Source organism: Mycobacterium sp. 23 (assembly GCF_048287075.1).
Taxonomy (GTDB): domain Bacteria; phylum Actinomycetota; class Actinomycetes; order Mycobacteriales; family Mycobacteriaceae; genus Mycobacterium; species Mycobacterium gordonae_B.
Genome location: NZ_JBLVUX010000005.1, coordinates 5,082,234 through 5,101,202 on the forward strand (window position 1 = coordinate 5,082,234; position 18,969 = coordinate 5,101,202).

Annotated in this window: 26 protein-coding genes; 16 read left to right on the forward strand and 10 right to left on the reverse strand. The window is 64.6% G+C overall.

The features are described from left to right. The 3 genes from ACNQS7_RS24730 to ACNQS7_RS24740 all read right to left on the reverse strand — a co-directional run bounded on the left by ACNQS7_RS24730 (position 1) and on the right by ACNQS7_RS24740 (position 1,811). The gene (locus ACNQS7_RS24730) at positions 1-516 is read right to left on the reverse strand and encodes a hypothetical protein (RefSeq protein WP_418016136.1); all 516 of its coding nucleotides are present in this window, start codon (positions 514-516) and stop codon (positions 1-3) included. Between the two features lie 78 nt (positions 517-594). Continuing rightward, positions 595-1,119: a twin-arginine translocation pathway signal gene (locus tag ACNQS7_RS24735; RefSeq protein WP_418014602.1), complete on the reverse strand. Its 525-nt coding sequence runs from the start codon at positions 1,117-1,119 to the stop codon at positions 595-597. Continuing rightward, the gene (locus ACNQS7_RS24740) at positions 1,116-1,811 is read right to left on the reverse strand and encodes a hypothetical protein (protein WP_418014603.1); all 696 of its coding nucleotides are present in this window, start codon (positions 1,809-1,811) and stop codon (positions 1,116-1,118) included. Before ACNQS7_RS24740 ends, ACNQS7_RS24735 begins: the two co-directional genes overlap by 4 nt. Positions 1,812-1,986: 175 nt before the next feature. On the opposite strand from ACNQS7_RS24740, the gene ACNQS7_RS24745 reads away from it, so the two are divergent. Next, positions 1,987-2,391, forward strand: a complete 405-nt coding sequence (locus ACNQS7_RS24745) for a hypothetical protein (RefSeq protein ID WP_418014604.1) — start codon at positions 1,987-1,989, stop codon at positions 2,389-2,391. 7 nt (positions 2,392-2,398) lie between these two features. Here ACNQS7_RS24745 and ACNQS7_RS24750 read toward each other — a convergent pair whose 3' ends face one another. Together ACNQS7_RS24750 and ACNQS7_RS24755 are read right to left on the reverse strand one after the other, a co-directional pair. Further along, positions 2,399-2,686: a hypothetical protein gene (locus ACNQS7_RS24750; RefSeq protein ID WP_310773907.1), complete on the reverse strand. Its 288-nt coding sequence runs from the start codon at positions 2,684-2,686 to the stop codon at positions 2,399-2,401. Positions 2,687-2,745: 59 nt separating this feature from the next. Beyond that, positions 2,746-3,258, reverse strand: a complete 513-nt coding sequence (locus ACNQS7_RS24755) for a TetR/AcrR family transcriptional regulator (RefSeq protein WP_418016137.1) — start codon at positions 3,256-3,258, stop codon at positions 2,746-2,748. Between the two features lie 174 nt (positions 3,259-3,432). Between ACNQS7_RS24755 and ACNQS7_RS24760 the strand changes: the two genes are divergently transcribed. Genes ACNQS7_RS24760 through ACNQS7_RS24775 form a run of 4 tightly spaced genes read left to right on the forward strand, consistent with a single transcriptional unit; the run spans position 3,433 to position 5,833 of the window. Then, positions 3,433-4,212, forward strand: a complete 780-nt coding sequence (locus ACNQS7_RS24760) for a hypothetical protein (protein ID WP_418014605.1) — start codon at positions 3,433-3,435, stop codon at positions 4,210-4,212. Beyond that, positions 4,209-4,964, forward strand: a complete 756-nt coding sequence (locus ACNQS7_RS24765; protein ID WP_418014606.1) for a hypothetical protein — start codon at positions 4,209-4,211, stop codon at positions 4,962-4,964. The genes ACNQS7_RS24760 and ACNQS7_RS24765 overlap by 4 nt, the downstream gene beginning before the upstream one ends. A 53-nt stretch (positions 4,965-5,017) precedes the next feature. Next, positions 5,018-5,548 (forward strand): cytochrome c oxidase subunit 3, encoded by a 531-nt coding sequence (locus ACNQS7_RS24770; RefSeq protein ID WP_418014607.1) that lies wholly within the window; start codon positions 5,018-5,020, stop codon positions 5,546-5,548. Between the two features lie 3 nt (positions 5,549-5,551). Continuing rightward, on the forward strand, positions 5,552-5,833 hold the full coding sequence (locus tag ACNQS7_RS24775) for a cytochrome C oxidase subunit IV family protein (protein WP_418014608.1): 282 nt from the start codon (positions 5,552-5,554) through the stop codon (positions 5,831-5,833). Positions 5,834-5,837: 4 nt separating this feature from the next. Here ACNQS7_RS24775 and ACNQS7_RS24780 read toward each other — a convergent pair whose 3' ends face one another. Beyond that, positions 5,838-7,109, reverse strand: a complete 1,272-nt coding sequence (locus ACNQS7_RS24780; protein WP_055580666.1) for a cytochrome P450 — start codon at positions 7,107-7,109, stop codon at positions 5,838-5,840. Positions 7,110-7,318: 209 nt separating this feature from the next. On the opposite strand from ACNQS7_RS24780, the gene ACNQS7_RS24785 reads away from it, so the two are divergent. Continuing rightward, positions 7,319-8,014, forward strand: coding sequence for a TetR/AcrR family transcriptional regulator (locus ACNQS7_RS24785; RefSeq protein WP_418014609.1), 696 nt, complete (start codon positions 7,319-7,321; stop codon positions 8,012-8,014). On the opposite strand, the gene ACNQS7_RS24790 is transcribed toward ACNQS7_RS24785, so the two are convergent. After that, entirely contained in the window at positions 7,930-8,352 is a 423-nt protein-coding gene (locus ACNQS7_RS24790) for a hypothetical protein (RefSeq protein ID WP_418014610.1), read from the reverse strand. The two genes, ACNQS7_RS24785 and ACNQS7_RS24790, sit on opposite strands and share 85 nt — an antisense overlap. Next, entirely contained in the window at positions 8,349-9,113 is a 765-nt protein-coding gene (locus tag ACNQS7_RS24795; RefSeq protein WP_418014611.1) for an enoyl-CoA hydratase/isomerase family protein, read from the reverse strand. The genes ACNQS7_RS24790 and ACNQS7_RS24795 overlap by 4 nt, the downstream gene beginning before the upstream one ends. 113 nt (positions 9,114-9,226) lie before the next feature. Here ACNQS7_RS24795 and ACNQS7_RS24800 point away from each other — a divergent pair, with 113 nt between their 5' ends. Beyond that, the gene (locus ACNQS7_RS24800) at positions 9,227-9,655 is read left to right on the forward strand and encodes a lipoprotein LpqH (RefSeq protein ID WP_418014612.1); all 429 of its coding nucleotides are present in this window, start codon (positions 9,227-9,229) and stop codon (positions 9,653-9,655) included. A 76-nt stretch (positions 9,656-9,731) separates the two neighbouring features. On the opposite strand, the gene ACNQS7_RS24805 is transcribed toward ACNQS7_RS24800, so the two are convergent. Beyond that, positions 9,732-10,196, reverse strand: coding sequence for a hypothetical protein (locus ACNQS7_RS24805; RefSeq protein ID WP_418014613.1), 465 nt, complete (start codon positions 10,194-10,196; stop codon positions 9,732-9,734). A 110-nt stretch (positions 10,197-10,306) separates the two neighbouring features. Here ACNQS7_RS24805 and ACNQS7_RS24810 point away from each other — a divergent pair, with 110 nt between their 5' ends. The 6 genes from ACNQS7_RS24810 (at position 10,307) to ACNQS7_RS24835 (ending at position 15,055) form a co-directional block, all read left to right on the forward strand. Then, entirely contained in the window at positions 10,307-10,945 is a 639-nt protein-coding gene (locus ACNQS7_RS24810; protein ID WP_418014614.1) for an amidohydrolase family protein, read from the forward strand. Continuing rightward, positions 10,942-12,390, forward strand: coding sequence for a FadD3 family acyl-CoA ligase (locus tag ACNQS7_RS24815; RefSeq protein WP_418014615.1), 1,449 nt, complete (start codon positions 10,942-10,944; stop codon positions 12,388-12,390). Before ACNQS7_RS24810 ends, ACNQS7_RS24815 begins: the two co-directional genes overlap by 4 nt. A 306-nt stretch (positions 12,391-12,696) precedes the next feature. Further along, positions 12,697-13,572, forward strand: a complete 876-nt coding sequence (locus ACNQS7_RS24820; RefSeq protein WP_418014616.1) for a hypothetical protein — start codon at positions 12,697-12,699, stop codon at positions 13,570-13,572. Between the two features lie 47 nt (positions 13,573-13,619). Further along, complete coding sequence (locus tag ACNQS7_RS24825; RefSeq protein WP_418016138.1) at positions 13,620-14,189, forward strand: twin-arginine translocation pathway signal; 570 nt, start codon at positions 13,620-13,622, stop codon at positions 14,187-14,189. A gap of 8 nt (positions 14,190-14,197) precedes the next feature. Further along, positions 14,198-14,827, forward strand: coding sequence for a fatty-acid--CoA ligase (locus ACNQS7_RS24830; RefSeq protein ID WP_418014617.1), 630 nt, complete (start codon positions 14,198-14,200; stop codon positions 14,825-14,827). Between the two features lie 12 nt (positions 14,828-14,839). Continuing rightward, positions 14,840-15,055 carry a (2Fe-2S)-binding protein gene (locus ACNQS7_RS24835; RefSeq protein WP_418014618.1) on the forward strand — a complete coding sequence of 72 codons (216 nt, stop codon included), beginning with the start codon at positions 14,840-14,842 and terminating at the stop codon, positions 15,053-15,055. A gap of 65 nt (positions 15,056-15,120) precedes the next feature. Here the strand turns inward: ACNQS7_RS24835 and ACNQS7_RS24840 are convergent, their stop codons facing one another. Then, a complete protein-coding gene (locus ACNQS7_RS24840) occupies positions 15,121-16,788 on the reverse strand; it encodes an alpha-keto acid decarboxylase family protein (protein ID WP_418014619.1) in 1,668 nt (555 codons plus the stop codon). 65 nt (positions 16,789-16,853) lie between these two features. On the opposite strand from ACNQS7_RS24840, the gene ACNQS7_RS24845 reads away from it, so the two are divergent. The 3 genes from ACNQS7_RS24845 to ACNQS7_RS24855 are packed head-to-tail and all read left to right on the forward strand — an operon-like array spanning position 16,854 to position 18,947. Then, positions 16,854-17,297, forward strand: coding sequence for an SRPBCC family protein (locus tag ACNQS7_RS24845; RefSeq protein ID WP_055580586.1), 444 nt, complete (start codon positions 16,854-16,856; stop codon positions 17,295-17,297). A 6-nt stretch (positions 17,298-17,303) separates the two neighbouring features. Beyond that, positions 17,304-18,434: a CaiB/BaiF CoA transferase family protein gene (locus ACNQS7_RS24850; RefSeq protein ID WP_418014620.1), complete on the forward strand. Its 1,131-nt coding sequence runs from the start codon at positions 17,304-17,306 to the stop codon at positions 18,432-18,434. Between the two features lie 57 nt (positions 18,435-18,491). Beyond that, positions 18,492-18,947: an SRPBCC family protein gene (locus ACNQS7_RS24855; RefSeq protein WP_418014621.1), complete on the forward strand. Its 456-nt coding sequence runs from the start codon at positions 18,492-18,494 to the stop codon at positions 18,945-18,947. The last annotated feature ends 22 nt before the right edge of the window (positions 18,948-18,969 follow it).

The window sequence follows — 18,969 nt, forward strand, 5'->3', positions numbered from 1 at the left end:
TCAGCCGATCCTGTCCAGCCGGAACGGTTGCTCGATGTACAGCGGGGCGTTGGTGCCGCACGCACCGCTAGCGCCGGCTATGTGTTCCCGTCCGGCCAAAACCGATGAGCCGAGCACGTTTTCACCGGTTTCGGGGTTGGCGGGATAGAAGTAGAAAACTTCATGGCCGGTGAACGTGGTGCCGTCGTCGCACGTCTCCCAGTTCGGTACGTCCCGCTTGACGTACCAGTTAAGCCCATCGTGCATGGTCATCTGCGCCGTCCAGCCCTGGTCGCTGACCACCTGACCACTGCAGTCCTGCGCGGTCGAACACGACGAGCTGATCGTCCAGGTGCTCTGCACCACGGCTTCGTCGTGATACACGGTTCGGGTCCGCGCCCAGTCGCCGATCAAGGTGGCGGTGAATCTGCCGTTGATGGCCGGGTTGTAGGCCGAGGCGGGCGGGGCCGTGTGGAGCATGACCGCCATCCCGCCCACCGCGAGGGTGGCGCTGACCGCCGCACTTGCTGAACGCATCACCTGCTGCTCCTCGACGCGCCGTATTCGGAGAATTTGACCTGCGGTCGAACGTTCACAGCGAAAGTAGATATGAGCTCACATGCTCTCGAATTTCTCAATTAGCCATGAACTGTCGACCTTTTTCAACGTTACCCGAAGGCTGCTGGATGTCACCACCGGTTCCGGCTTTTCCTTGCTTGCCGTCTTTTGTTTTACGAAAACCAGTACGACGGCCGAATTCGGATTCAGTTCGGCGACCGCCGCCTTGACCACGGTAGCGGTGGTGGTGACTTGTGCACGCTGGGTCGACGGTCCCACGATCTGGTCGGCGAACTGCTGGTAATAGCGCAGGTAATTCTCGGTGATCCTGGATTTGGCGTTGTCCATATCGCGGCCGAGCGTGGCGGGCGAATAGGACAGCAACGCCACGGTGCCGTCGCTGGCGGCCTTGACGACCTCGCGGGTGACCGCGCGGTCGGTGTCCATGTCGGATCGGTACACGAAGGAGAAGTAGCCGGCGCTGAACCCGGTGGTGCCGACAACCAGCAGCGTCAGCACAATCACCCGCCACCGCGACAGGAACCGATGCAGCCGGCGCCGCCCGGTGCGCGCATCCGTCACGGGACGAACTCGATCTTGGAGATCTTGAGCTGGCCGCCCTCCCGCTCGACGTCGACGACCAGTCGCCAGGTGCGCGTTTCCGGCTTCGCCTGGTCGGTCTTGGTGATCTCCGACTTCGCCGCCACCAGTACGACGGCCGAATCCTCCGTCATCGATTGCACGCCCACTGCTTGCACCGCGGCTTTCGCAACGACTTTGGACTGTTCCAATGCCCGGACCATATCCTCGGCGCCCATCAATACGCCGGCCTTGAATTGGCCGGTCGTCTGGTCGGCGAAACGTTGCATGTCCTCTCTCGCCTTATTCGGGTCGATCGACATCATCAGCACAACGGCGTTGCGGGCGGCCGTCGCGAATTCCGTGGAACGGTGGCTCTGCTGCACGACGTGGCGGTGGTGCCACACCAAAAAGCCGCTGCCGGCCGACGCCGCACTCGAGATCAGAATCGCGGCCGCGGCGATGAGGGCCTTTCGGCCGGGCCGGCGTGGTCGCCATCGGCGAAACCGGGACGGGCCCGCTTCGGCGTCGGTCTCTGGGGGAGACGATGCCTCCTCGGCTTGCCTGCGCAGCTCGCGCGCACGGGCACGGGCGGCCTCGGCGCGGGCTTCCGCCTCGGCGAGGTCGTCGGTCTCGAGGTCATCCACGCCGGCTTCCGTAGCGGACGCTTCGGCCGAGGTTTCACGTGGCGGCATGAATCACCTCCTCACCCCGCGACTACAAGAGAGTCACATTATCACCGGCACCTGTTGACGCCCGTGTCGATCGGCCCGATGCCAGACTCTCAGTACCCTCTCCGTTTGAGAGAATTTTCTTACCTTCTGTCGCCAACATAATGAATTTTCTTTTCGGCTGTGGCAAATTAAGGTGGTGCGATTCATTGTGGCAGCGGTTGCCGCATTGCTCGGCGCTGGTGTGGTGGCGTCGCCGCAGGCCGCCGCAGATCCGGTCGGGTGCGATTACCCGGACTGCACGCCAGGGATCGCCGGACACCAGGTGCTCGGAGCGCCCTGCGACAACACCACCTACTACGTGTTCGGCACCGCCGACTACTACGTGTCCTTTGCGACCGAGCCGGGACGGTTGATGTTCTGCGGTTCACCCCGGCGGTATGAGCCTCGCTGGTTCCGTTCCCCACCGATGGTCGGCGTCAAGAATGAGAACTCCTCGTGCAGCGATTACCCGGATTACTACGTCGCACAGGCGCCGGATGGTTTGTTCCTGGTCTGCAATTCCCATGACGGTAAGAAGGTCTGGGAGCGCGGCGACACCTGAGCAGACGTCACGGCCGGTTGTTGGGAATCTCCGGCCAGTCCTGGAAGGGGCTGGGACCGAAGTAATCACGGCTGTGGATCGTGCCGTCCATGTCCCGATGGTGCGCGTCGTGGCAGGTGGTCTGGTCGAACTGCGGTCCCCAGGCCCCCGCGTTGAAGGGCTGACCCGGGCACCAGTGGTATCCCACCCATGGCCAGGGGAGGTCGTCATCGGCCTGGGCCGTGCCCATGCCTGCCAGCCCGAAGCCGTTGGTGACCACGATCGCCACGGCGGCGAGACGTTTGACGCTGTCCATACAAGAACGGTATCCGAGCGGCCCGCCTGTGAAAATGGAACGGCGAGAATCGGTTCTGATCAATCCGCGTCGAAGAGCCGGCGGGTGATCCGCAGCAACTGGGCGCGCAATGTCTCGTCGTCGATGCCGGCCACCAGAGGGTGCATGACTCCAACGGCGATGGCGCCGGAGAGCATCGCGGCCGAGACCCGGGTGTCCTCGGCCATGTCGTCGACCAGCACACCGAAGAGCCGCTGAATGAAGTGCTGGAAAGGTTCGTGCTGAGCGAGCAGTCGCACCACGACCGGGTCGAACTGCAGGGTGCTTGCGGCGCCACGCCGCTGCACGGCCACATCGATGACGCGGTTGAGAAGAACGTCGCGGGCCTCGATCCGGTGGTCGTGGGCTTCCGCTGCCTCCAAAGCCTCCTCGAGGCCGCCCAATTCGCGCTCGGTGAGCGCGATGACGATCTGCTCCTTGGTGTGAAACTGATGGTAGACAGCAGCTTTCGTCACCCCGATGGCGTCGGCGATCATCTGCAGCGAGGTGCCGCCGACGCCGTGCTCACCGATCAGCTTCAGCGCGGCATCCAGCACGCGCGTCTGTGCGGCGCTGTGCGTGATGAACCGGAACTGGCTCCGGGGCGTCGCTTCGACCACACCAGGCAGCGTAGCCGATCGGCTATTGACCCGGAATAGCCGATCGGCTAGCTTCGGTGTCTGGGCCGACCTTAGCCGCACGATGACGTGCGCTGGAAGGATTCACTGATGACAGAGATCGGCACGACTCAGAATTCGGGACCGCCGCGAGTTGGGTTGCGGCGTACCGATGGTGAGTTGATTCTGTTGTGGACGCTGCCCGTCACGGTGGTCATCTGGATCGCCGCCTTCCTGTTGTTTCCGGGCTTCAATCCGCCGATGTCGCCCACCATGTCGGCGGAGGAAGTTGCCGCGTTCTACCGCGATCCGGCGCATCTCCCCGAAATTCGTTACAGCATGATCGTTTTCAACTGGTTCGGGGTGTGTCTGGTACCGATCCTGGCGCTGATCGTGATGCAGATCCGGCGAATGGCGCATCGCACGCCGATCTTTTCTTACGCAATGCTGGGTTGCGCGGCGGGTGGTCCGACGCTGTTTCTCATCGCCAACGTCTGCTGGTTGCTGGCCGCTTTTCGTCCGGAGCGAAGTCCCGAACTGACGCAATTGCTCAATGATTTCGCGTGGATCACCTTCACCATCCTGGTTCCCTTCCTGATCGGGCAGAGCGTGATCCTGGCGCTGGCAATCTATTTCGACGATCAGCCGCAGCCGGTCTTCGGCCGCTGGGTCGCCCGCTTCAACCTGCTCGTCGCCGCAGCCCTGGTGCCGGCGGCCTTCGCCGGCGTGACGTTGTCCGGCCCGCTGGCGTGGGATGGCGTGTTGTCGTTCTGGGTGAAGAATCTCGCGATCGGCGTCTGGATCGTCGTGATGGGCGTCGTCCTGGCCCGGGCGGTGTATCGGGAGCGCACCGAGAAAGACTCGGGCGCAACAGAACCGGGCAGCGCGTGAGCGTCGCAACGAGCCTCCGGCAGAACCCGAAGCGCGAGCTGTGGCTGGCCTGGTGGACCCAGATCGTGTTCTACAACGTCTTCTTCCCGGTGTTCTTCATCGTGGCCCAGGTGCAGCCGCCGCCGCAGCCCACCTGGGACCTCGCGACCCAGGTCCACTGGTTCGAAGAACGCCGCCTGGGGATACCCATCGGGTTCGGCATCATTTTCGTGATCACCGGAATGACCGCGATCAACAACGCTCTGATCGCTTACTCGATGCGACGTATGTCGGTCAGCCGCATCTTCGGATACTCGTACCTGGTCATCTACTCGCTCGCCGCGGTACCCGGCATGTTGGTGCTCTGCATCGCGCTCATCGTCGGAACGTTGCGCCCCGGCCGGGACCCCAGGGTGCTCGGCTGGCTCTACGACTTCGCCTTCCTGTCCTTCGACGGAACCATGGGGGTGTTCCTGATCGGCTCGCTGATCTGGATGGTCGCGATCCTGATCGACAACAACCGGGTATTCCCCAACTGGTTCGGCTACCTCAATCTGTGCAATGCGCTCACCGAGGTGGTCGTCGCGCCCTGCTGGATCTTCGGACGCGGCGTCCTGGCCTGGAACGGGCAGATCGCCTGGTGGCTGGACATGGTCGTATTCGGTATCTACCAAGTGACTTTCATCGTCATGCTTTTTCAGCTGATCCGGCGTGAAGACTTCGGCACGGGCCCGCTGCCGGACCTGCCCACGAAGAGAGTGGCCGCGTCGTGACGGACTCCACCAGGAGGGCCAGGCGCACGACCGCCGTGCCGGGGCAGCCGGACATGTGGGCGTTCGTTCTGTTCGAGACATTGATATTCACCGCATATTTCGGCTTCTACCTCTTCTACCGCGCCCGAAGCCCAGCATTGTTCCTGCAGTCTCAGGCACACCTGGATCTGCGCGTCGGGGTGCTCAACACCCTTGTCCTGCTGCTGAGTTCGTGGTCGGTGGCGCGGTGCGTTCAGTCTGCGCGGGCCGGCGCCCACCGGGCGGCACTGCGCGACGCCGTCCTCACAGCCGCATTCGCCGCGGTCTTCCTGGTCTTCAAGATCGTGGAATGGGCCCGCCTGGTGCGGATGGGAAACGGCTTGGACAGCAACGACTTTTTCACGTATTACTTCTTTCTCACCGGCATCCACTTCGTGCACCTGCTGATCGGTTTCGTCGCCCTCGGCGTCATCGTTTACCGGCTGCGGGATGCCAGGCGCGGCACCGGTGAATCCCAGGTGCTGATCGAGACGGCCGCGACGTACTGGCACACAGTCGATTTCCTGTGGGTGCTCATCTTCGCAATGCTCTACGTGGTGAGGTGAGCGGTGAAATTCAACAGCAGGCTGCTGGTTGTCTGGTTGGTGCTGGCCGCGCTGACGGTGAGCTATCTGTGGATCGACCATTCGGCCGACGGATCGCCGCGATCCAACGTGGTGGTCACCTGTGGCGTCATCGTCATCGCACTGGTCAAGGTGCGCATCATCTTTCGCGAGTTCATGGAGGTCAGGCAGGCCCCGGCCCTGCTCCGCCGGCTGACCGACGCCTGGGTGCTGCTGATCGCCGCGGGATTGTTCGGCAGCTACTTCGTGGGATTGGCGTTGAACTGAGGGTTTATTGCGGGGTGAAGGTAAGGTGCAGTTGGTTGAGCCCACGCAGGATGTACGTCGGCTCATAGGTGTATCGGCGGGCGTCAGCGGGGCCGTGCTCGGTCTCATCGATCCCGATGTCGGCCATACGGTCCAGAATGCGCTCGATGGATACCCGGCCCTCCACCCGGGCCAGCGGACCACCCGGGCAGGAGTGCACACCACGCGCGAAAGCCATGTGCTCCCGGACGTTCTTGCGGTCGATCTGGAATTCGTGCGGATTGTCGAACCGGCGCGGGTCGCGGTTGGCCGCTCCCGGTAGCACCATCACCACGGTGCCCGCGGGAATGTCCACCCCGCCCACCTGAGTGGCCCGGCGGGCCAGTCGCGAGTCGCTCTTGACCGGGCTCTCCATCCGCAACGATTCTTCGATGAACCCGGGTATCAGGCTGCGGTCGTCGCGCAGTTGCCGCTGGATGTCCGGCCGGTCGCCGATCACCTGCAACGCGGCGCTGAGCAGCTTGGCCGTGGTCTCCTGCCCAGCGGCGAAAAGGAAGGTGGCCGAACGTACTACGTCGATGACCTCGGGCGTCGACCCGTCCGGGTACTTGGCGGTGGCCAGCGCGGTCAGCACGTCGTCGCGCGGGTGTGCGCGCCGGTCCTCGATGTAGGAGGAGAATTTGTCGTCGAGAAACTCCAATGGGTTGATGCCCACCGACTCGTGGTCAAGTGCCCCCACCCGTCCTGGGCGGTCAGCGCCGAGGACGACCCGGAACTCCTTGTGGTCCTCCTCGGGAACACCGAGCAGATCGGCAATCACCAACGTCGCGAACGGCTTTGAATACTCCCCGATGAACTCGCAGCGGCCGTTGACCAGGAACTCGTCGAGCTGACGGTCGGCGAGGCGCCACATGAACTCCTCGTTCTGCTTGAGTCGGCTCGGAGTCAGCAGCCGGCTCAGGATCGACCGGGCGCGGCTGTGGTCGGGCGGGTCCATGGTGACCATGTGCTCGTACATCGGGAAGCTGGTGCGGTGCGCGTCGATCTGGGCGTTGATGTCGTCGCCCTCGGGTGTGAACGGGAGCGGGGGGAAAGGCCCGCCCAGCGCAACACAATTCGAGAAGGACTCGGTGTCTTTGTAGACGGCGGTCGCCTCTGCGTGCCCTGTCACGGCAACGACCCCGTGATGGGGGAGCTTCAGCACCGGGTTGCAGCTACGCAGATAGTCGAAATACGGATACGGATCGGGAACCAGTGACGGATCGGTGAAAAAGTCGATGGTGTCGTACTCGGTCATGTTTTCGCGTGCCTCCTGGAGCCGGGCCTGCGTGGCGCCGATGCTGAGTCGGCGACGAGAGCTGGCGCCGCCCGAATGAGATGCTTTGCTGAGCACTTGCTTAGCATGACGGTAATGTCAGGGTCAAGGTTGCGCGGCCGGACCGGCCGGGTCCGGTGACTACGATCGGCGTGACCGCCAGGTGAGTGCGCAGAGTACGGAGTACAGCGATGACATCGGCCCGCAGGATCGGAGCGCCGTACGCGAAGAATCGCGGCTTGCTGCTCGACGCGGCCGAACGGCTGATGCTTGAAGAGGGCTACGCCGCCGTGACTTCGCGGCGGCTGGCCGGCGAGGCGGGACTCAAACCGCAGCTGGTGCATTACTACTTCCGCACCATGGAGGAGCTTTTCCTGGCTGTTTTTCGGCGCCGGGCCGAGGAGGGACTGCAGGCGCAGAGCCGGTTGTTGCAGTCGCCGCAGCCCCTGTGGGCGCTGTGGAAGTTCGGTTCCGATCCAGGTTTCGCCCGGATTTCGATGGAGTTCATGGCCCTGGCGAATCACCGCAAGGAAATGCGGGCCGAAATCGCCTACTACGCCGAACGTTTTCGCGAGGAGCAGCGCCGGGCGGTGTCGGCTGCGTTGCAGCGTTACGCGGTCAACACCGACGATGTGCCGCCGATGGTTTGGACCGTGTTCATGGCCAGTCTGTCGCGGTTCCTGGTGCTCGAGCAGGCGCTGGGAATGTCGGATGGTCACGTCGAGGCGACGGAGTTCGTCGAGCGGCACCTGCGCCGTCTGGAAGGCGAACCGAGGGCGGACATGTTCGGCGGTGCAGCGGCTCACCAGGTCCGTAGCGAACAAAGCACGCCCTTGTCCCCATCCTTGGACACCACTACATTGCCGTCCACCGACACTGTGCAGTGAAAACCGGGCGTACCGGGTTGCCGCCCGGTGCTGACGCTGACCATCGCCCAGGCGTCGGGGTTGATGAGCATCACCTGCTGGGTCCACGGCCTGCCGGGGGCGATGTCGGCCTGGATGTTCGGCGTGAACGTGTAGGGATTGTGGCTGTAGTCGGAGAACTTGCTCGGGTCTTGATCCTGGTAGTAGATATCGGCGTAGATCGGGTTCTTGGCCGAGATGGTGTAGACCACCTGATGCATGGGCGGGTCGTCGTCGGCGTAGGCCGGAGCATGGCGCAGCAGCCCGACAAGCAACGGCGATATGGCCAGGACTGCGAGTTTCGTTGCGGTTATTGTCATATCGCTCCTCCGGCTGCTGGGCGCGGATTGGCTGTGCGGTTCATGACCCGCTCTGCGGCTTGCCAGTGCGCGTCTGCCACCCACAGCCGTGCAAATGATGCTATCGCCTCATCAGCGGAAACTCCGCCGATTACCCGCTTTATCTCGGCGGCGGGACGGCGGGCCAACGACGTGGCGACCGCGCGCCATCCCTTGTCGGGAGTGTCGAAGGATGCCCGCGGCAGCACGACGTCCACCAGGCCGATCCGTTCGGCATCGGCGGCGTCGAGCGCAGTTCCGCTGCCCGCCAACAACAGTGCCCGGCTCTTGCCGACCAGTGCGGCCAGGCGCTCGGCCCCGCCCCACGCGGGCATGATCTCCAGCTGCACCTGATTGAACGCGATTCTGATGTCGTCGGCGGCAACCCGGATGTCCGCTGCCACGGCGACTTCGGCGCCACCGCCGAAGGCGTGACCGTTGAGCGCGGCGATCACCGGAGCGGGGAACGACGCGATCTGATCGCACACCGCCCGCATTCGCCTCGCCATCGCCGCGGCGTCCTCTTCGGTGCGCAGCGCGCTGAGTTCCTTGAGATCGCCGCCGGATACGAACGCCCGGTCGCCGGCGCCCCGGATCACCAGAGCCCGGGCACCGGCGGCCGCGTGCAGTGCCTGTTCGAGCTGCCCCATGGTTTCCAGCGCGATGGCGTTGCGCGCGTGCGGCCGATCGATGGTGAGGACGGCGACCCCGGTACCGAGCTCGTCGTACTCCAGCTCGACCATGGGTGATCACTCCTTGGGGCGCGAGAACGGCGATATTGGCATTCTCGTTCACGGAGAATAGCATCATCGGTGCAGGTCCCGAAGTTGACAGAAGTTGTTTCAGGGGGTGCCAGGTGCAGAACCGAATCGCAGCAGTCATCGCGGCGGTGTCCGTGGTGGCCCCACTCGCCGCCTGCAGCACGCCGTCCCAGGGCCAGCTCGCCAGCACGGCGACCGTGAATATCAATGGCACCGAAGTGCGGCCCGATCTGGTCAGGTGCTATCAGCAGGAGTGGTACCGGACAATCGCTCTGGGCAATGACGAGTCTGGAGCCACGGCCATCCTGGACCAGCGTCAACACCCTGCGACCACTATCTCCGTGCGCTTTCACAATCTGGGTGGGTTCACCGGCACCACCACGGCCGCGCCCGGCGGCGGTGGGGCGGCCGCCACCCGTTTCGACGGCAGCAACTTCGTCATCAGCGGTACCGCCAACGGCGCCACCACCGCGAAGCCGAACGAGGCGGCGACGGTGGATTTCAAGATCAAAGCCACCTGCTGAGCTCCCCCGCGCGCTGCGCGCGCACCCTGTCGCGCCACCCCGTCGTTGCGCACGCCCAGCGGAGAGAATAGTATTCTCACAAAACGCGAAGGAGGATTTCATGGGGCAGCTGTCGCACCGGGAAGACGTCCCGTTCCCGCTCTTTGACGCGGACAATCACCTCTACGAGCCGCCGGAAGCGCTGACCAAATTCCTGCCCAAGGAGTACAAGGACTACGTCCAGTACGTGCAGATCAACGGGCGCACCAAGATCGCGTTGCGCGGGGTGATCAGTAACTACATTCCCAACCCGACATTCGAGGTCGTCGCCCGGCCGGGCGCCTGGGAGGAGTACTTCAAATACGGCAACCCGGACGGCAAGACCAAACGCGAGCTGTTCGGCGAACCGATGCGCGCGATCCCGGCGTTCTTCGAGCCCGGTCCGCGCCTGGAGAAGATGGACGAGCTGGGCCTGGATCGCACCCTGATGTTCCCGACGCTGGCCAGTCTGATCGAGGAGCGGCTGCGCGACGACCCGGTCGCCATCCATGTGCTGATCCACGCGCTGAACCAGTGGCTCGACGAGGTCTGGGGCTTCAACTACCAGAACCGCATCTTCACCACCCCGGTCATCACCCTGCCCATTGTGGAGAAGGCGATCGAGGAGCTGGAGTGGGTGGTCAAGCGTGGTGCGCGCTGCATCCTGATCCGCCCGGCTCCGGTCCCTGGCTTCCGCGGCCCGCGGTCGTTCGCGCTGCCCGGTTCGACCCGTTCTGGGAGCGGGTCGTCGAACACGACCTGCTGGTCGGCATGCATTCCAGCGACAGCGGCTACTCCCGTTACACCTCGGAGTGGGACGGCGCCGACCAGGAGATGCTGCCGTTCCAGACCAACGCGATGGGCATCCTCAACGAGTGGCGGCCCATCCAGGACGCGGTGGGCTCGTGGGTGATTCACGGCGCGCTCTACCGCCACCCCAAGCTCAAGGTCGCGATCGTCGAGGCCGGTTCGAAGTGGATGACCCCGCTGCTGGACGGCCTGGCCGAGGTCTTCCGCAAGGCTCCCGAAGCCTTTCCGAGCGATCCCGTCGAGACCGTCAAGAACCGGATCTACGTCAGCCCGTTCTTCGAGGAGGGCATCGACGATCTGATCAATCTCGTCGGCGTGGACCAGGTGCTTTACGGCTCGGACTGGCCACACCCGGAGGGGCTGGCGGAGCCGACGTACTACATCAACGCGCTGTCACACCTGCCCGTTGAGTCGCAGGCGAAGATCATGGGCGGAAACCTCGGTCGGCTCGTCACGGTGTGACGAGCCACCCGGCCAAGCAAACCTGGCGGACCATCCCCGAGATGGTCTTGAGCGCGGCGGACCGGTTCGGCGACGCCGAAGCGGTCGTGGACGGCGCGCTGCGCTACACCTTCGCCGAAATCGTTGAGCGGATTCGCTGCGCCGCAGGCGCTTTCGCTGATTTCGGCATCGGCAAGGGTGACCGGGCGGCGATCTGGGCGCCCAACTCGGTGGAGTGGATCGTCGCGGCGTTCGGCTTACTCACCGCCGGCGGCGTGCTGGTGCCGGTCAACACCCGGTTCAAAGCCGATGAGGCCGGCGACATCATCACCCGCAGCGGGGCCCGGGCCGTGCTCGTTCAGCAGGGGTTTCTGGGGCAAGAATACGGCGCTCCGGCGGATGTCCCCGTGATCGATCTGAAGTCTGACTTCCTTTCCAGTGGTTCGCCTTTCGAGCGCGAGATGAGCGGCACCGACATCTCCGACATCATCTTCACCTCGGGCACGACGGGCCGACCGAAGGGCGCGATGATGAATCATCGCCAGACGCTGCGGATGTACGACGAATGGGCGACGCTGGCGGACCTGCGTGAGGGCGATCGTTACCTGCAGATCAATCCGTACTTCCACACGTTCGGCCTGAAGGCCGGACTGGTCACGTCCTTCCTGCGGGGCGCGACGATGTTGCCGGTAGCGGTGTTCGACGTCGACTCGGTGGTGGATCTCATTGAGCGCGAACGGGTCACGATGCTGCCCGGCCCGCCGACGCTGTATCACTCGTTATTGACGGTTTCCGACAAATCCCGGCTGTCGACGTTGCGCGCAGGGGTGACCGGGGCGGCGGACATCCCCGTCGAACTCGTCCGGCGCATCCACGGCGAGTTGCCGTTTCAGACGTTGATGACCGGCTACGGCCTCACCGAGGCCGGCAATGTGACGCTGTCCCGGCCTGGTGATTCCTTCGAGGATGTGGCCATGACGGCCGGACTGCCCTGTGCGGGGGTCGAGGTGCGTGCCGGCGAGGACGGCGAGGTTCTGGTGCGCGGTTACGGCGTCATGCAGGGCTACCTCGACGACCCCGGCGCGACCGCGGAGGCGATCGATGCCGACGGCTGGCTGCACACCGGCGACCTGGGCAATTTCGATGAAACCGGTCGGCTGCGCATCGTCGGCCGCAAGAAGGACATGTTCATCGTGGGCGGCTTCAACGCCTACCCGGCCGAGATCGAAGGGTTCCTCATGGGCCATCCGGCGGTGGCTCAGGCCGCCGTCATCGGTGTGCCCGACGAGCGGCTCGGCCAGATCGGTAAGGCTTTCATCGTCCGGAAGAGTCCGGTCGACGCAACGGAATTGATCGACTGGTGCCGGCAGCACATGGCGGGATTCAAGGTGCCCCGGACGGTCGAGTTCCTTGAGGCCCTGCCGCTCAACGCGACCGGCAAGGTGGTCAAGGATCTGCTCAGATAAGACATCAGGGGAGCCGTAAACGCATCCATATGCTAGGTTTGAGAACACTATTTCCACTGCTTGCCACGCTTTTAACGGCCGAGGCGATGCCGTCCCGGTAGTTTGTGCGGCGGAGGGTGATAATCTGCTTCTCCACGGGATCGCCGTCGGATGTGGTCGTAGGCCGCCCGGTTACTCGCCGCCCCTGCCGGTGCCGAGTAGGGTTTGGCCAACGGCGGCGCCGGTCGCGTTCCAGCGGCAACGAGGTGATTCGTCACCGACGGGGCAAGCGGTAGAGGAGTTCAGGTTGAGCGACGAGCAGGTCTGGTGAAAAAGGGCGACACACCCCACACTGCCGCGGAGATCCGGTCTCTCGCCGATCAGGCTGAGGCTGAGGCCGCCGAAGCTGAAGCTCTTGCCGCTGCCGCCCGTGCCCGCGCCCGGGCCATCAGGTTGCGGCGCGAAGCTGAACTTGTCGAAACCAAAAAGCCTGTCGAAGAAGACATCAGCGAAGCTGCCGCGGCCCAGGATGAGAAAGACGAGGCCGCGCCGACGGAATCGGTTGTCAGCGAGCAGGCCCCGGAAGACGAGCCGCAAGACACCGAGTCCGCGGAGGAACCAGAGGAAGCCGAGGCCGACGCCGATTCCGCGGAGGCTGACGAGGATTCGCTGGAAACCGAAGAGCCTGAGGCGGGCCGACGGTGGCCGGGCCGCCCGAAATTGTCCGCGATTGCCGCCGTGCTGGCCGTCCTCGTATCGCTCGTCGCCTTGGGTGCGGGCGTGGAAATGGCGGTACTGCACAAGCACGCGGTGCGGGAGCGTCAGCAGGTGGCCGAGTACGCCGCAGCGGCGCGGCAGGGTGTGGTGACCTTGACGTCACTGGACTTTGAGCACGCGAAAGAAGGAGTGCAACGCATCGTCGAAGTCTCGACGGGAACGTTCAAGGACGACTTTCTCAAGATGGCCGATGATTTCACCAACGTCGTCGAACAGTCGAAGGTGGTCTCGCAGGGTTCTGTCCAGGCCGCCGCGGTGGATCTGGATTCGATGACCGACAACTCGGCAGTGGTGCTGGTGGCCAGCACGTCGGAAGTCACCAACGCGGCCGGCGCCAAACAGGATCCACGCAAGTACCGGCTGATCGTGACCATGACACGAGATGGTGGACAGCTCAAAATGTCGAAAGTCGAGTTCGTCCCTTGAGTCCCAAGAAATCGACGACGGCTGAGGCCGCCGAAGAGCCAAAGGCCATCGAGAAGTCAGACGAGCCGCGGGCCGGGCGGTTCAGGGGTTGGACCGAACGAGTCAGCAAGCGGTCGTCAAAGCGTTCCAAATGGTCGGGGAAGATCGGTGTCGTCGTACTGACCTTGGTTGTCGTGACGTCGCTTTCGGCCCTGGGAGCGCTGTACTGGTTTTCCTACCGGCCGGACCGCGCGGTCGATGCCGAGGCGGCCAAGTCGGCCATCGCGGCCGCCAGCGACGGGACGATCGCCATCCTCTCGTACTCACCGGACACTCTCGACCGCGATTTCTCCAGCGCACGATCTCATCTGACGGGCGACTTCCTCTCGTACTACGACCAATTCACCCAGCAGATCGTCGCACCGGCCGCCAAGCAGAAGGCGGTCAAGACGACTGCCGTGGTGTTGCGCGGCGCGCTCACGGAGTTCCATCCTGAATCGGCCACCGTGCTGCTGTTCATCAACCAGAGCACGCAGAGCCGCGACCGCCCGGAGCCGACGACGACGTCCAGCAGTGTGCTGGTCACGCTGACGAAAGCCGATGGGAAGTGGCTCATCTCGCAGTTCAATCCGGCTTGAGGAGTCCGATGACCGACGGCGACATTCACTCGATGGTGATCGCGTCGGACTACCGGATCCCGGATCCTACGCGGGTGTGGCCTTTGCTCGAGCGAAACAAAGCGGCTCTGGCGGACATCGGGGCACATCACGTCCTGGTCTATGTCTCGACGCACGACTACGGCCGCGTCCTGGTCATGATCGGCGTGCACAGCCGCGAGCCGATCGTGGAGTTGCTGCGCTCACGGGTGTTCTTCGACTGGTTCGACGAGGCCGGTGTCGAGGACATACCGGCGGTGTTCGCCGGGGAGATCGTCGAAAGATTCATCACCAGCCCGCCCGCCGCACCCAAGGCTCCGGGAGTAGTCCTGGCCGCATTCGCATCAGTAGACGACGTGTCCGCCCTCACCGCCCGGGTCGGGCATGCGATGGACCGATTCTCCTCAGCTGGTGTCCGAAAGACCTGGGTGTTCCAGGCTTTTGACGATTCCCACGAAGTGCTGATCCTGCAGGAGTTTCCCGACGAGGAAAGTGCCCGTCAGTGGATCGATCACCCCGACGCGACCGCCCAATGGATGGGTGGCGGTGCGGGGGTGGGCGCTTACCCGCCACTGTTCGTCGGTCGCTATTTCGACATGATGCGGATCGACGTGGAGTGATCGGACCACTCGATGTTCGTGTGCCTGTGTAACGGCATCACCAGCCAGATGGTGGCCGATGCCGTGGCGGCTGGGGCGGCAACCACGAAGCAGGTCGCCGCCGCCTGCGGCGCGGGGGCCGACTGCGGTCGCTGTCGACGCACCGTCCGGGCCATCATCACGTCGCGCACCGCGGACCGGTCTGCCGACGGCATGACGCCACCGTGTTGCCGCGGCAGCGGCTCCTGATCTCCCGGGCTTGATGGCGAGATCTTCACCTGGGCCGACACGCGGACGCTGACCGCCCTTTCGTGTTATGAGCGTGGCGCCGGATGCATGTTCCCCACAAGTTGGGCTAGCAGCGGCGGGATTTCGAGCCGCGGCAGCACCACCTCGACGAAGACCATCCGGTCCTGCTTCTCGGCGGCCGCGGTGAGTGCGTCGTCGAGTTCGCCATAAGTCTGCGCCCGGAACGCGAGGTGGTTGGCCACCCCCAGCGTGGCGGGGACCTGGGTCCAGTTCCAGCCGGCGATGTCGTTGTACGGGGCGGTTTCTCCGTGAATCGCGCGTTCGACGGTGTAACCATCGTTGTTGACCACCACGATGACGGGCGAAAGTCCCTCGCGGGAGAAGGAGCCGAGTTCCTGCACGGTCAGCTGTGCCGCGCCGTCGCCGATCAACAGCACCGTCCTGCGCTCGGGATGCGCCACCGCCGCGCCGAAGGCGGCGGGCAACGTGTAACCAATTGAGCCCCAGAGGGGTTGGCCGATGAAGGTGACGCCCTGCGGCAGCACGTGGTCGGCCATCCCGTAGAACGACGTGCCCTGATCGGCCAGCACCACGTTGCCGGGCGTGAGTGCGGCACAGAGCCTGTCCCACAGCATTCGTTGGGTCAGCGGCTCGTCGCGCGCGGGCGTTGGCGCCGGCGGCGGGGCCACCGGTGCCGGGACGGCCGGCGACTCGATCCCGCGTTCGGTGAGAATCGCCGTCAGCGCGGTGAGTGCGGCACTCATTTCCAGTGGCGCGAACACCTCATCGGCCACGCTGCTCTGGTACTGGCCGATGTCGATGGTTCGAGCCGGGTCGATCCGCTGGCTGAAGAAGCCGCTGACCATGTCGGTGAAGACCACCCCCGCTGTGACCAGCACGGGTGCGTCCTCGACGGCCGCGCGGACCCGTTCGGTACTGGCCGTGCCCGCGTAGATACCCATGAAGTTGGGCGAGCTTTCGTTGAGCAGGCTCTTGCCCCACATCAACGTGGCATGTGGCACAACGTCTGCGTCCAGCAGGGATTGCAGTTCGTCGACCGCTTGCAGACGGTGCACCAACAGGTCGGCGAGCACGGTCAATTGGTGGTCACCGATCAGTTTGGCTGCCGCCTCGGTGAACATGGCCAGGGCGCGGGGGCTGGTACCCCCGCTGGTGCCGGGCAATGGGCTCGCGGGAGGTTCGGTGGGGAAGCGCGCCACGTCGGTGGACATCAGGATGTAGCCGGGGCGCTTCTGTTCCCGGACCTCGCACAGCACCCGGTCGATCTCCCGGCAAGCTGTCGCCGGCATGAGATTGGTTTGAGCGCAGGTGATTTCGCGGCTTATCCGGAGGAAGTGCTCGAAGTCGCCGTCGCCGAGCGAGTGGTGCAGGGCGCGGCGGGAGGCCTGCGCGTCTTTGGACGGCCCGCCGACGATGTGGACAACGGGTACGTGTTCGGCGTAGCTGCCCGCTATGGCGTTGGCGAGCGAAAGCTCACCGACGCCGAAAGTCGTTACCACAGCTGACAATCCGCGAAGACGCCCGTAACCGTCGGCGGCATAGCCGGCGTTCAGTTCGTTGGCGTTGCCGACCCAGCGCAGCTTCGGGTGGGTCACGATGTGATCGAGGAACGCCAGGTTGTAGTCGCCCGGAACGCCGAAAATCTCCGAGATCCCGAGTTCGGCAAGGCGGTCGAGAAGATAATCACCGACGGTGTAAGCGGGATCAGTCACGAAAACGACGGTACCCCGCAAAGAGCCTATTCCCGCCGGGCGCTGCCCGCGATATCGTGCGGGCCATGGCAATCAAAGAATCCCGCGAGATCGTCATCGAAGCCAGTCCCGAGGAGATCCTGGATGTCATCGCCGATTTTGAGGCGATGCCCGAGTGGTCCGAGCCACATCAGAGCGCAGAGATCCTCGAGACGGGCGCCGACGGACGTCCCAGCAAGGTCAAGATGAAGGTCAAAGTCGCCGGGATCACTGACGAACAAGTGGTCGCCTACACGTGGAAAGACAACGAGGTGAGCTGGGAATTGGTCAGCTCTGCTCAGCAGAAGGCCCAGGACGGGAAGTACGTGCTGGTTCCCAAGGGCGACTCCACCCTGGTCAAGTTCGACCTCCTGGCAGATCCGAATGTGCCGCTGCCCGGTTTCGTACTCAAGCGGGCCGTCAAGGGGACGATCGATTCGGCCACCAAGGATCTGCGCGAGCGCGTGCTGAAGGTGAAGAAGGGGAAGTAGCCGGCAGTGGTTGGCGGGGGGCCACTGGCCGGGGTCAGGGTCATCGAACTCGGCGGCATCGGTCCGGGTCCGCACGCCGGCATGGTGCTGGCTGATCTCGGGGCGGACGTGGTCCGGGTGCGCCGGCCTGACGTGGCGATCGCAAGCGCGGCGAAGCCGGGCGAAGCGGGTCGCCACAAAAGGCCCCTGCAGATGCCCGCCGAAGACCAGGATCTGCTGCACCGCGGCAAGCGGATCGTCGACCTCGACGTCAAGACGCAGCCCGGAGCGCTGCTGGACCTGGCGGCCAAGGCAGACGTGTTGCTGGACTGCTTCCGGCCGGGCACCTGCGAGCGCCTCGGCATCGGCCCTGACGAGTGCGCGGCCGTGAACCCGCGCCTGATCTACGCGCGCATCACCGGCTGGGGCCAGGATGGGCCGCTGGCATCCACGGCGGGTCACGACATCAACTATCTGTCGCAGACCGGCGCGATGTCGGCGCTCGGCTACCGCGACCGGCCACCGATGCCGCCGCTGAACCTGGTGGCCGATTTCGGTGGGGGTTCGATGCTGGTGCTGCTGGGCATCGTGACGGCGCTGTATGAGCGTGAGCACTCGGGCCTGGGGCAGGTGATCGACGCCGCCACGGTCGACGGGGTCAGCGTGCTCGCCCAGATGATGTGGACGATGAAGTCGACCGGGTCGCTGCGTGACCAGCGCGAATCGTTCCTGCTCGACGGCGGCGCCCCGTTCTACCGTTGCTACGAGACCGCCGACGGCAAGTACGTCGCAGTCGGAGCGATCGAGCCGCAGTTCTTCGCGGCGCTACTGGCCGGCCTGGGACTGTCGCCCGACGAGGTGCCCGCTCAACTGGACGCCGGCTCCTTTACCCGGATGCGTGAGCTGTTCACCGAGAAGTTCGCCAGTCGCACCCGCGACGAGTGGACCGGGGTCTTTGCCGGCACCGATGCCTGCGTGACGCCGGTGCTGACGTGGGCCGAAGCCGCTTGCGATGCTCATCTGACCGGCCGGTCGACGGTGATCACCGCGTACGGCGTCGAGCAGGCCGCGCCGGCGCCGCGGTTCTCCCGCACGCCGGCCCCGCCGGTGGGGCGGCCGCCGGTGCAGACCACGACCCTCGCCGAAATAGGCTGGTAACAAGGTATTTGCCTGAACCGTGTCCGGGTGCGCGGCGGCGTTGCTAGCTTGAACTCGGTGGCCGTAAAAGCATCGCGAGAATTCGTCATTGATGCGCCCCAGGAAGCGATCATGGAGGCGCTGGCAGACGTCAGCATTCTGACGTCGTGGTCACCGCTGCACAAAAGCGTCGAAGTGATCGACTACTACCCCGACGGCCGGCCACACCACGTGCGGGCGACGGTCAAGATTCTGGGCCTGGTCGACAAGGAGATTCTCGAATATCACTGGGGCCCGGACTGGGTGTGCTGGGATGCGGACAAGACCTTCCAGCAGCACGGTCAGCACGTCGAATACAAGCTCACCCCCGAAGGTCTCGACAAGACCCGGGTGCGGTTCGACGTCACCGTCGAGCCGTCGGGACCCATTCCGGGATTCATCGTCCGACGGGCCAGTGAGCAGATTCTCGACGCCGCGGCCAAGGGCTTACAGAAGCGGGTCATGGGCGACACGTCGGAGCAGGACGAGCAGTGACGTTTTCAGCCGGTCGATGATT

What these genes read in the sequence shown, in the direction of transcription:
- ACNQS7_RS24795 (WP_418014611.1), bottom strand. Translation starts at nt 9,113, where the DNA reads ATGGTCGAGCTGGAGTACGACGAGCTCGGTACCGGGGTCGCCGTCCTC.
- ACNQS7_RS24770 (WP_418014607.1), top strand. Translation starts at nt 5,018, where the DNA reads ATGTGGGCGTTCGTTCTGTTCGAGACATTGATATTCACCGCATATTTC.
- ACNQS7_RS24845 (WP_055580586.1), top strand. Translation starts at nt 16,854, where the DNA reads ATGGCAATCAAAGAATCCCGCGAGATCGTCATCGAAGCCAGTCCCGAG.
- ACNQS7_RS24830 (WP_418014617.1), top strand. Translation starts at nt 14,198, where the DNA reads ATGACCGACGGCGACATTCACTCGATGGTGATCGCGTCGGACTACCGG.
- ACNQS7_RS24785 (WP_418014609.1), top strand. Translation starts at nt 7,319, where the DNA reads ATGACATCGGCCCGCAGGATCGGAGCGCCGTACGCGAAGAATCGCGGC.
- ACNQS7_RS24740 (WP_418014603.1), bottom strand. Translation starts at nt 1,811, where the DNA reads ATGCCGCCACGTGAAACCTCGGCCGAAGCGTCCGCTACGGAAGCCGGC.
- ACNQS7_RS24750 (WP_310773907.1), bottom strand. Translation starts at nt 2,686, where the DNA reads ATGGACAGCGTCAAACGTCTCGCCGCCGTGGCGATCGTGGTCACCAAC.
- ACNQS7_RS24760 (WP_418014605.1), top strand. Translation starts at nt 3,433, where the DNA reads ATGACAGAGATCGGCACGACTCAGAATTCGGGACCGCCGCGAGTTGGG.
- ACNQS7_RS24780 (WP_055580666.1), bottom strand. Translation starts at nt 7,109, where the DNA reads ATGACCGAGTACGACACCATCGACTTTTTCACCGATCCGTCACTGGTT.
- ACNQS7_RS24835 (WP_418014618.1), top strand. Translation starts at nt 14,840, where the DNA reads ATGTTCGTGTGCCTGTGTAACGGCATCACCAGCCAGATGGTGGCCGAT.
- ACNQS7_RS24790 (WP_418014610.1), bottom strand. Translation starts at nt 8,352, where the DNA reads ATGACAATAACCGCAACGAAACTCGCAGTCCTGGCCATATCGCCGTTG.
- ACNQS7_RS24730 (WP_418016136.1), bottom strand. Translation starts at nt 516, where the DNA reads ATGCGTTCAGCAAGTGCGGCGGTCAGCGCCACCCTCGCGGTGGGCGGG.